Here is an 11,311-nt window from a genome sequence, read left to right as displayed (position 1 = left end):
TTTATAGAGGACTCGGTCCCATTTAAAATATTGGACGATGTACTAAAAAAAGCATGAATTATGATATAAGGAGGAGAGTCATGTGAGAAAGCTACAGCAGCAAATTATAAAGGAATTATCCGTTCAGTCAATAATAGAGCCAAAAGAGGAAATTACAAAACGAGTTCATTTTCTTAAAGATTATCTAAAGAAAACAAAGGCAAACGGTTTTGTGTTAGGGATAAGTGGTGGACAGGATTCTTCATTAGCTGGTCGCTTGGCACAGCTTGCTGTTGAGCAACTTCGAACTGAAGGATTTGCTGTAAAATTTGTAGCTGTTCGTCTTCCTTACGGTGCGCAAAAGGACGAAGATGATGCACAAAAAGCTTTGAGGTTTATTCAGCCTGATGAATCATATTCATTTAATGTGAAGGATGCGGTTGATGCTGTCAAAGCTGAATATGATAAAAGTGTCGGTGGGCAAGAATTAAGGGATTATCACAAAGGAAATGTGAAAGCACGAATGCGAATGATTGCCCAATACGCGATTGGAGGGCAAGCCAATCTCTTAGTTATCGGCACTGATCATGCGGCGGAGGCTGTTACTGGATTTTTTACAAAATACGGCGATGGTGGGGCCGATTTACTGCCATTATCAGGTTTGACAAAACGTCAGGGAAAAGCACTTTTAAAAGAATTAGGTGCTGATGAGAGTATTTATTTGAAAATCCCAACTGCGGATTTACTTGATCAAACGCCCGGGCAAGCTGATGAAACGGAACTTGGAATCACGTATGATCAATTAGACGATTATTTAGAAGGAAAAGAAGTAGCAGAGGAAGTAGCAGAGAAAATAGAAGAGCGTTATCTTTTAACAGAGCATAAAAGGCAGCTCCCTGCAACAATGTTTGATCATTGGTGGAAATAATTAGCGAACAGCTAAGAATGTAAACCACAAATGGTAGTAATTTGTTTGACAATCCTCAAAAATAGCCTGGACAGAGTATTAGAAATGCCCATTGTCAATTTCTTTTTTGACAATGGGCATATTTGAATTATGATAGCTTTTCGTTCAATATTTTTTGAGCAAAAGCCGTACTTTCCTCACTAGGTGGTTTGATATCCTTTAATGGATACTCCATGCCAAGAGCTTCCCATTTATAGACACCAAGCTGATGATAGGGCAGAACATCGACTTTTTGCACATTTTTTAAAGTGCCGATAAATTCGCTTAATCGTTTTAAGTCATCGATATCATCAGTGATTGTTGGAACAAGAACATGCCGAATCCATACTGGTATATCATGAGCCGATAAATACTTAGCAAACTCAAGAATATGGTCATTTGCCATTCCAGTAAGTTTTTTATGTTTTTTTCTATCGATATGCTTTAAATCCAGCAAAATTAAATCTGTATACTGAAGAAGTTCTTGTAAATTCGTTTGAAACTGTTCTGCATGGGAATAACAGCCGCCAGAAGAATCGATTGTCGTATGAATCCCTAATTTTTTACATTCTTTAAATAATTCGATTAAAAATGGAATTTGTAGAAGAGGTTCCCCGCCAGAAACGGTAATTCCTCCTCCGGATGCTTCAATGAATGGTAAGTAGGATTTTAAATCATCGATGATTTCGGAAACGGACATTTGCTTACCAATTCCTATTTCCCAAGTATCGGCATTATGGCAAAACTGGCAGCGAAGAAGGCATCCTTGTGTGAAAATGACGTAGCGGATCCCTGGCCCATCAACAGTTCCAAAAGTTTCGATTGAATGAATGTTTCCGTTCATGATGATTAATCTCCCTTCAAATTAGGAAAGCACGATTTTTTCGCATGCTAAAAAATTTTTGAAAGAGGAGTTATGAATCAACTCCTCTAATATTACTTACAAAGAACCGTGGAATGTTCTATTAATGACATCTAATTGTTGTTCTCTTGTTAATTTAATAAAGTTTACTGCGTAACCAGACACACGAATGGTTAACTGTGGATATTCCTCAGGATGTTCCATCGCATCTAATAATGTTTCTCTGTTAAAGACGTTGACATTTAAATGATGCCCTTGTTTTACAGCGTACCCATCTAGTATGCTAACAAGGTTGTTGACGCGGTTCTCATCCTCTTTACCTAATGCTTTAGGAACGATGGAGAATGTGTTTGAGATACCGTCCATCGCATAGCTGTATGGTAATTTTGCGACAGATGAAAGGGATGCCAATGTGCCCTTTGTATCACGACCATGCATCGGATTGGCTCCTGGAGCGAATGGCTCGCCAGCGCGACGTCCATCTGGAGTGTTACCAGTCTTTTTACCATAAACGACATTTGATGTAATGGTCAGGATAGACATCGTATGAAGAGAATTACGATAAGTAGGGTGCTTGCGTAATTTCTTCATGAATCTTTCAACAATATTTACGGCAATGCTGTCAACACGGTCATCATTATTTCCGTATTTAGGGAAATCACCATCAATTTCAAAATCCACCGCTAAGCCATTTTCATCGCGAATTACTTTTACTTGAGCGTATTTAATGGCACTTAATGAATCGGCAACAACACTTAATCCGGCAATTCCTGTTGCCATCGTCCGTAAAATTTCTGTGTCATGAAGTGCCATTTCAATGCGTTCATAACTGTACTTGTCATGCATATAATGGATGACGTTAAGAGTATTAATATATAACCCAGCAAGCCATTCCATCGTTTGATCAAATTTTTCCATTACTTCTTCATAATTTAAAATTTCTGAAGTAATTGGGGAAGTGGCAGGTCCAACCTGAACTTTCTGCTTCTCATCTTTGTTGCCGTTGATGGCGTATAGCAGAGCTTTTGCTAAATTGGCACGGGCTCCGAAAAATTGCATTTGCTTTCCGATTTCCATGGCAGATACACAACATGCAATACCGTAATCATCGCCGTACTCCGGACGCATAATATCATCGTTTTCATACTGAATCGCACTTGTTTCAATCGAAACCTTTGAACAGAACTTTTTAAAATTCTCAGGAAGCTGAGTGGACCATAATACAGTTAAATTTGGTTCTGGAGCAGGACCAAGGTTTCTTAATGTGTGCAAGAAGCGGAATGAGTTCTTTGTCACAAGCGGGCGGCCATCCATTGCCATGCCCCCGATGGATTCTGTTACCCATGTAGGATCTCCAGAGAATAATTCATTATAATCAGGTGTGCGGGCAAACTTGACAAGACGTAGCTTCATCACAAAATGATCGACTAATTCTTGTGCCTCTTGTTCAGTTAGAACACCATTTTCTAAATCCTTTTCGATATAGATATCTAAGAATGTAGACACTCGTCCTAAGCTCATCGCTGCACCATTTTGCTCTTTTACAGCTGCTAAATATCCGAAATAGAGCCATTGGAAAGCTTCCGTCGCATTTTGAGCAGGTTTAGAAATGTCAAAACCGTAACTTTTCGCAAGTTCTTTTAATTCTTTTAAGGCGCGATATTGCTCTGATAATTCTTCTCTTTGTCTAATCACGTCCTCACTCATAACAGAAGTCATATTATTAAAATCATTTAACTTCTGCTCCATTAGGAAGTCTACCCCATAAAGGGCAACACGGCGATAGTCACCGATAATACGTCCTCGTCCGTATGCATCAGGTAAACCGGTAATAATTCCTACTTTACGAGCAAGTCTCATTTCAGCAGTATAGGCATCGAAAACACCTTGATTATGGGTTTTTCGATAGTCAGTAAAGATTCTTTCTACTTCCTTATCCATTTCATAACCGTATGATTCGCAAGCTTGGCTAGCCATCCTTACGCCGCCGAATGGCTGTAAAGAGCGTTTGAAGGGTTTATCTGTTTGGAAGCCGACGATTTTTTCTAAGTTTTGATTTAAATATCCTGGTCCATGAGAAGTAATGGTAGATACGATTTTCGTATCCATATCAAGCACGCCGCCGTTTTCACGTTCCTGCTTCGTTAAATCCATTACTTGTTCCCATAATTTAGAAGTCGCTTCTGTTGGTCCTTCCAAAAAACTGTCTTCACCTTCATATGGCGTAAAGTTCCTTAAAATAAAGTCACGTACATTCACTTCTTCTTGCCATCTACCTTTTGCAAATCCTTTCCACTGTTCCATCATAAAAAAACACCTCTGTCATTTTTATTTGTCAATATAACAGTTGATACAATTTAACTATATTTAAAGTATAACAGATTTTATGTGAATATCATCACATGTAAATGATATTTTCGTGAATTTATTGTGAACAAAAGGATTTCATCTATGTTGATATTTTGTGCAAACTGAAAAAATACGAATCTGTACTATAACTTTCTAACGGTTTATAGAAGCTGTTATATAAAAAATAGAGTTCATTACTATTATTGTAACGTTAAAAATACAATATAAGTTAATAAAATATGGAGTTTTAATGAAATCAATTGGAGGGAAGAAGAGGAGGCAATGAAGAGTAGAAGAGGGAGAAGAAATACATTTCCCTCCCATCATAATTTCTAATCAACGACAATATTGGCAATCATTGGACCATTGCTACCCATATCTGGATGGGTTAAACAGACTAGACGGTAGACTCCTTCTTCTTTAAGCTGGAGCTCTACTGTTGTTTCCTCTCCTTTTTTGACAACACCTTTAATATCTGTGCCCTCAATAATAAAAGGATGTTCATGGCCGTTTACACCGTATAACCGAAGCAGGACTTTTTCATCTTTGCCAACATAAATGGTTCCTGGGTCCCATCGGTACGCTTCAATTTCCTTCCCATCTTCTGTTTTTGTTTTAAATTCAGTCGTGACGAGATGTATTTCTCTGAGCTGTTCTCCTTGAGCAGTAGTGGTGACTGTTTCCTTCGAGAAGAGCAGCCAGATAGAGCCTGCAGCGATTGCTACAAAAATGAGTACAAATAATAAGATAGAACGTTTTTTCAATACAATGAATTGCATTGGAGATACCCCCTTTATAAGTTGTCCATTACTACTATATGCATGACGGTAGTGAGAACTTGTCTAAAAACTGATTCGTTTATCTTTAAATTTATGAGAACAGTGATCGGAGAGGGGGAATGCATGTAAAAAGACAAAAAAAAGACGTAGACAAACTCGAAAATCTTTGAATTTGTCTACAGCCAGTGAAGACTATTAATTAGTTATCCGTTTGTATTATTTAAGATTTTTTGCTATTTTTTCACATACTTCATCTGCGGTTAGACCGTTAGCTTCGATAACAGGACCTGGGATAATTGTATCGTTCATGCCCATCACATTTGAATCCATTCCTGTTACAACACAACAGTCGCATCCTCTCGCATCAGACTCCTCACTTAGTTGAACAACATCATAACCTTTTTCACGAAGAGCGTCTTGAATATTGGTTAGAGAATCTTCCACGCCAATTTTCGCCATCTTCACACCTCCTCCAATTAGTAGAATGGGTTAGAGCGGAAAAAAATATTCACCCGTCCTTCTCTGATGTCAGGTATAAAAATTTGACGAATAAAAAAATGTTGAACATGAGAAGGTAAACAATGGAGGTGTTATGTATATGACAAAACGGAAAGCAGATCCATCAACCGTTGGTTTAAATTCTAGTCAAGTGGAAGGTCAAGGGACAACAAATACTGAACTCGACGGTAAAAGTGTATCTTCAGCACGTAAAAAAACTAAAAAGCGTCATTCATAAAGATAAAAAAACCATCCGTGATGATGACTGCACCACAAAGGTTAGAAATGTAGCTAACAATTAGCGGTGCAGATCATAACGGGTGGTGTTTATTTTTGCTCTATTTCTGAATTATTTCATCAATAATCCCGTATTCCAGTGCTTCTTTGGCGTTCATAAAATAGTCCCTGTCACTGTCTTTGGCAACCTTTTCTATCGGTTGGCCAGTGCGTTCTGAAATGATCTGATTCACATGTTCTTTTAATTTTAAGATTCTTTTAGCGGAAATCTCGATTTCTGTTGCTTGCCCTTGCGCCCCTCCGAGAGGTTGATGGATCATTACTTCGCTGTTTGGCAAAGCATATCTTTTTCCTTTTGTACCTGCAAGCAGCAATATTGCTCCAAAGGATGCAGCCATTCCAATGCAAATCGTGTTAATATCTGGTTTTATCAACTGCATTGTATCAAAAATGGCAAAACCAGCAGTAGTTGAACCACCAGGGCTGTTAATATAAAGTGAGATATCTTTTTGCGGATTTTCTGATTCAAGAAATAATAGCTGTGCAATCACACTGGTGGCTAATTGATCGTCAATTTGCTGTCCGATCATTATAATGCGGTCTTTTAATAATCGGGAATAGATATCGTAAGATCGTTCTCCTCGATTCGTTTGTTCAATGACGTACGGTATGGTTGTCAAAATATTTTCCTCCCTTAATTTAAGCTGCCATCCTGAAAATATGGAGAGGGGAGTTAGAATGCCTCGTTCTGAATAGAGCTTCCGTTTGAGTGAACATAGGAAGATGTGGAAGGTGTTCGATTAAAACGTGCGGCTCTTCTTCCAATAAAGATTGGCACATTAATTCGATAAGCATGGAGGTATCCTTCTCGCTTAACGAATTCGGTTCATTTTCTGCTGTGTTTCCCTTTTCCAAACGTCTCCTCGCTCTGTATAAAATCGCTTTAATTCCTGTTTCCGTCATGTTTAATAATTCAGCAATTTCTTTGATGCGAAATAAAAACGCTTCATGTAAAAAGAAAATGACCGCCTGCTTCGGTGTTAATTTTTCCAGCAGCTTTTGCACTGTCTCCAAGATTGCTGAAGGGTCGACTTTTGCTTCACTATGCTGATCGCAGATCCATTCAACCTCGTTTATCTTTTTTCTGCGCATCGTATCGATCCAAAAGTGAAAGGCAATTTTTTTTAGTAAGGATGGATGTAATTGAGAAACTGGATAATTTTGCACAGCTCGCACTAAAGATTCCTGTGCAAGATCATCTCCATCCCATTTGCTTCGTGTTAAAAAGCGGCAGTATGGTTGTAACCCATTATAGAGCTTTCTTAAGGACTCATTCATTTCTTTTTGATTTTCACTCATCACAATACTTCTATTCATTGGCATGCATTTCACTCCTTTAGCACCTCTCATGACTAATAACGAAATAAGGGAAGAAAAAGATATGGGCAGAATTTTTTTTTTGTAGTTCAGCTTAAAAAGATGTTCAAATCCATTTGACTCAAAAAGAAAGGATGCTTCGCATGTTATTTAAAACTAATGAGATCCTATGCTTTTTAGTATAATGGAAACAATCGATTCAAAACCAGTTCGGAGTTTGTTAAAATGAAAAAGTGTCTTGATGTTATTACAAGGAGGATTTTCTGAATGATTAAGGCGATCATATTTGATTTTGATGGAACTTTAGTAGATACAGAGACGCTGTGGTATAAAATGTATAAAGACGTATTGCTGGAAAAATATGAAGTTCATTTACCATTAGAGGAGTTTGCTAAAGTAATAGGGACAACAGATGAGGCATTATATTCCTATGTTCATTCCCAAACGAAAACTACAATTGATTTTACTGAATTAGAAATGGAGATAAAAAGCAAGATCATGGAACAAAAAGACCAGCTTGTACTTAGAGAGGGGGCTGCCGATTTAATAAAAAAGGCGAAATCAATGAATCTGAAGATCGGAATTGCATCGAGTTCACCGCGAAAATGGATTGAAGATATATTAGAACATGTAAAGATTAGAGATTCCTTCTCTGTTATAAAAACGAAGGATGATGTATCTGAAGTCAAACCAAATCCAGAACTTTATCTTAAAGCGATGGAGGAGCTTGAGGTTCTGCCTCATGAAACACTTGCAATCGAAGATTCTGCGAATGGTAGTATAGCAGCTATTGAAGCTGGCATAAAAACAGTGATCGTCCCAAATGAAGTAACGAAATTTCTTACCTTCGATAAACGGGTCAGTGTTTATCAGCATTTTTCCGATATTCAGTTAAGTTAATCATAAAACGGCTTTGAACCTATACTTGATAGGAGCAAAGCCGTTTTTTTAGTTATACATGGCTGCAATTTGCTTTTGCAATTGTTCATCTTCCAAATATTCATCATATGTCACTTGTTTATCAACCATTCCCCTTGGTGTTAATTCAATAATGCGGTTGGCAATTGTTTGGATAAACTGATGGTCATGGGAAGAGAAGATCATCGAGCCTTTATAGTTAATTAAGCCGTTATTCAAGGCGGTGATGGACTCAAGATCTAAGTGGTTCGTCGGTTCATCTAGAAGTAAAACGTTGGCACCGCTTAACATCATTTTTGAAAGCATACAACGAACTTTTTCCCCTCCAGATAGGACGCTTGCTTTTTTGAGAACTTCTTCCCCAGAGAACAACATTCTTCCTAAAAATCCACGCAAGAAACTTTCACTTTGGTCATTTGGTGAAAATTGGCGCAACCAATCAACTAAAGTGAGATCACTGTTCTCAAAGTATTGTGAATTGTCCTTTGGAAAATAAGCTTGAGAGGTCGTGACTCCCCATTTAAAGCTTCCGCTGTCAGGTTCCATTTCTCCCATTAGTATTTTAAAAAGAGTAGTTTTGGCTAATTCATTTGTTCCAACAAGGGCGATTTTATCATCCTTATTCATGATGAAGCTAATATTATCAAGTACTTTTACACCATCAATTGTTTTCGAAATGCCTTCAACTCTTAATAAATCGTTGCCGATTTCGCGATCCGGTGTAAAACCAACATACGGATATTTGCGGGAAGAAGGTCTAATATCATCTAATTGAATTTTATCAAGCAATTTTTTACGTGATGTCGCTTGTTTCGATTTAGAAGCATTTGCACTAAAGCGAGCAATGAAAGCCTGCAATTCTTTAATTTTCTCTTCTTTTTTCTTATTTTGGTCTTGGGCCATTCGCAGCGCTAATTGGCTTGATTCATACCAGAAGTCATAGTTACCGACATAAATTTGGATCTTTCCAAAGTCTAAATCAGCGATATGAGTACAGACTTTATTCAAAAAATGACGGTCGTGCGATACGACAATAACTGTATTTTCGAAGTTGATGAGGAACTCCTCGAGCCACTGGATGGCTTTAATGTCCAAGTGGTTTGTTGGTTCATCCAAAAGTAACACATCTGGTTTTCCAAACAACGCTTGAGCAAGAAGGACTTTTACCTTCTCAGAACCAGTTAAATCAGCCATCTTTTTTGTATGAAGTTCTTCTTCAATTCCCAGTCCTTTAAGAAGTATTGCTGCTTCTGACTCAGCTTCCCAACCATTTAACTCGGCAAATTCACCTTCTAATTCAGCTGCTTTAATCCCATCCTCGTCTGTGAATTCAGCTTTCATATAAATAGCATCTTTTTCTTGCATGACTTCATAAAGGCGAGTGTGCCCCATAATAACAACTTTTAAAACTTCTTCCTCTTCATATTCAAAGTGGTTCTGCTTTAAAACAGCAAGCCTTTCACCAGGGCCTAAATGAACGCTCCCTGTTTGTGCTTCAATTTCACCTGACAATATTTTTAAAAAAGTTGATTTACCTGCACCATTCGCCCCGATAAGGCCATAACAGTTTCCAGGTGTAAACTTGATATTCACATCTTCAAAAAGCTTGCGATCACCATATCGCAAACTTACATCCGTTACAGTTATCATTTACGATCCTCCAAATTAGCATTATAAGCATTTCAACGTTTCTTAGTTTTTAAGATAAGGTTATGTTTGACGATGCATTTTGGCTCATTTTAGCTTAAAAATACGTTGAATTAATAAAAATACAGTTATTTTACTACTGTACCTTGCTGTATTGTACCTTATTTCTAGAGAAAGTTAAAGGGGACAGTTTTTATAGTTTGAGTCAAGCATTTGTGAGCACTTTAAGGTCAAACAGCCGCAATCAACCCAAAAAACCCCGCAATTGAGCAGGACACGAATAAGAAAGGAGAAAGCAATGGTTCACGCTCTTTTTGAATCGTTTCAATCTGTAACGGGTGCTGACGTATAGCCTCGTGACTCATGACCCTATAGCCTAAAAGAGTTTCAAGTGTATTGGCTGCCCTTTTAGTAAGATGGCTTCGTTATGGCCAACTCTAACGTAGCTACTTCTATATAAATGGCCTAAATTCACCAACCCCTTCAAATTCTAGATATAACGTCAAGTAAGAAAACATATCCACCTTTCTCTCTGTCATAATAATCATTTCGATCTAGATGTTCACCAAATAAAGAGGTTAAATCCTGCCCACAATAATTTTTACTCTAATGAGAGCTCATTCAGGTACATATTTTGAATGCTGAAGATGAGGGCAATAATTGTGAAACTCGTTAAAATTTTAGATGTGTTTGAACTAATAGATAATATAGAGCTCTTCATTCATCTTTCAGAAGTTTATAGCGGATACATTTTTTACAATGAAGACTTACAGCTGAGAAAGCAATCAAATCGTACAAAATATAAGGAATAGATAATTAAAAGTTATCAAAGAAACCCTGAAATCAATTTTCCGGCTCTCTTTTTTTATGTCGAGTAAAGGTCTAATCTAGTTTTCCATATTGCTCTCTTAAAATTGGATGAAAGTGTTAAGGACAAGTTTCAACTACAGAAAAAATAAATATTGGTTTTTATGTAAAAAAATGTTGTTTTTTACATAATTTAGGTATAATAGTATTTGTTCGGGCCTGAATAATTGAGAATACATGGGGGAGTAACATTTGAAAACTAAAATATTATCAATTAGTTTAATTAGTATATTATTATTAGTCATGTTTATCCCAGTTATGGCATTTGCAGCTACTTCTTCCAACTATAACTATAACATTATTTATAGAGTAGATGGAAAGGAAAATGGAAATTTTCATAGTTTAAATAAAGGAACAGCTACTATTAAGGGGCATTCATTCTATAATGGTAGCAAAGAAAGTTGGGCATCTGGAAAATTGCCTCCTGGAGAATCTGTGAAGTATTGTCTATACAAAAGTAAATTAGGATTTGATACCAGCTATGGTTGTGTTGATCAATATGTTGACAAAGACGCTAATAAGAACAGAGTGGCAAATATAAGCAAGTCATTTCCAACAAAATTAGATGAAAAATCTGGTAAATATTATTTAGTAGTTACCAAAGATAATAATGGTTGGAAAATGATTGGAGAAGGAAAAATTTCTACTCCATAAAAGATTTTTAAAAGGGAGCCACCTTCTCCTTCTTTAGAGGTGTTTTCATTGCGTATTTATTTTGAAGAACCGATAATTTGTAGACGTCAAGTCAAATTTTACACTTTTTGCTCGTTTCCTTTTTACACTTCTGCTGAAAAAATACTTTTCCTGTTTTTCATCCGATGACTTTCCTCATCCTCTCCACCATGTATGACT

Annotated in this window: 11 protein-coding genes; 4 read left to right on the top strand and 7 right to left on the bottom strand. The window is 37.1% G+C overall.

The genetic code is table 11. The features are described from left to right. Window positions 1-82 precede the first annotated feature (82 nt). Complete coding sequence (gene nadE / locus FCJ93_RS23265) at window positions 83-907, top strand: ammonia-dependent NAD(+) synthetase (RefSeq protein WP_095306218.1); 825 nt, start codon at window positions 83-85, stop codon at window positions 905-907. Window positions 908-1,034: 127 nt separating this feature from the next. On the opposite strand, the gene pflA is transcribed toward nadE, so the two are convergent. From pflA to FCJ93_RS23245, 4 genes are all read right to left on the bottom strand, one after another. Further along, window positions 1,035-1,769: a pyruvate formate-lyase-activating protein gene (gene pflA, locus FCJ93_RS23260; protein WP_095306217.1), complete on the bottom strand. Its 735-nt coding sequence runs from the start codon at window positions 1,767-1,769 to the stop codon at window positions 1,035-1,037. 96 nt (window positions 1,770-1,865) lie between these two features. Then, complete coding sequence (pflB, locus tag FCJ93_RS23255) at window positions 1,866-4,091, bottom strand: formate C-acetyltransferase (RefSeq protein WP_095306345.1); 2,226 nt, start codon at window positions 4,089-4,091, stop codon at window positions 1,866-1,868. Between the two features lie 377 nt (window positions 4,092-4,468). Continuing rightward, window positions 4,469-4,915 carry a cupredoxin domain-containing protein gene (locus FCJ93_RS23250; RefSeq protein ID WP_095306216.1) on the bottom strand — a complete coding sequence of 149 codons (447 nt, stop codon included), beginning with the start codon at window positions 4,913-4,915 and terminating at the stop codon, window positions 4,469-4,471. A 216-nt stretch (window positions 4,916-5,131) separates the two neighbouring features. Beyond that, the gene (locus FCJ93_RS23245; RefSeq protein ID WP_095306215.1) at window positions 5,132-5,374 is read right to left on the bottom strand and encodes a YkuS family protein; all 243 of its coding nucleotides are present in this window, start codon (window positions 5,372-5,374) and stop codon (window positions 5,132-5,134) included. 139 nt (window positions 5,375-5,513) lie between these two features. Here FCJ93_RS23245 and FCJ93_RS23240 point away from each other — a divergent pair, with 139 nt between their 5' ends. Continuing rightward, window positions 5,514-5,651 carry a YuzL family protein gene (locus FCJ93_RS23240; protein ID WP_095306214.1) on the top strand — a complete coding sequence of 46 codons (138 nt, stop codon included), beginning with the start codon at window positions 5,514-5,516 and terminating at the stop codon, window positions 5,649-5,651. Window positions 5,652-5,751: 100 nt separating this feature from the next. Here the strand turns inward: FCJ93_RS23240 and clpP are convergent, their stop codons facing one another. Then, a complete protein-coding gene (gene clpP / locus FCJ93_RS23235; RefSeq protein ID WP_095306213.1) occupies window positions 5,752-6,330 on the bottom strand; it encodes an ATP-dependent Clp endopeptidase proteolytic subunit ClpP in 579 nt (192 codons plus the stop codon). A 19-nt stretch (window positions 6,331-6,349) separates the two neighbouring features. Continuing rightward, on the bottom strand, window positions 6,350-7,033 hold the full coding sequence (locus tag FCJ93_RS23230; protein WP_170211394.1) for a sigma-70 family RNA polymerase sigma factor: 684 nt from the start codon (window positions 7,031-7,033) through the stop codon (window positions 6,350-6,352). Window positions 7,034-7,294: 261 nt separating this feature from the next. Here FCJ93_RS23230 and FCJ93_RS23225 point away from each other — a divergent pair, with 261 nt between their 5' ends. Further along, window positions 7,295-7,927, top strand: coding sequence for an HAD family hydrolase (locus tag FCJ93_RS23225; RefSeq protein WP_095306211.1), 633 nt, complete (start codon window positions 7,295-7,297; stop codon window positions 7,925-7,927). Between the two features lie 48 nt (window positions 7,928-7,975). On the opposite strand, the gene FCJ93_RS23220 is transcribed toward FCJ93_RS23225, so the two are convergent. Continuing rightward, complete coding sequence (locus tag FCJ93_RS23220; protein WP_095306210.1) at window positions 7,976-9,595, bottom strand: ABC-F family ATP-binding cassette domain-containing protein; 1,620 nt, start codon at window positions 9,593-9,595, stop codon at window positions 7,976-7,978. 1,056 nt (window positions 9,596-10,651) lie between these two features. On the opposite strand from FCJ93_RS23220, the gene FCJ93_RS23215 reads away from it, so the two are divergent. Continuing rightward, window positions 10,652-11,113 carry a hypothetical protein gene (locus FCJ93_RS23215; protein WP_095306209.1) on the top strand — a complete coding sequence of 154 codons (462 nt, stop codon included), beginning with the start codon at window positions 10,652-10,654 and terminating at the stop codon, window positions 11,111-11,113. The last annotated feature ends 198 nt before the right edge of the window (window positions 11,114-11,311 follow it).

This window comes from Robertmurraya siralis, from assembly GCF_005502275.1.
In the GTDB taxonomy this organism is placed as follows: Bacteria; Bacillota; Bacilli; order Bacillales; family Cytobacillaceae; genus Robertmurraya; species Robertmurraya siralis.
The sequence above is the reverse complement of the archived record's forward strand: the minus strand, read 5'-3'. Positions and strand labels throughout refer to the sequence as shown.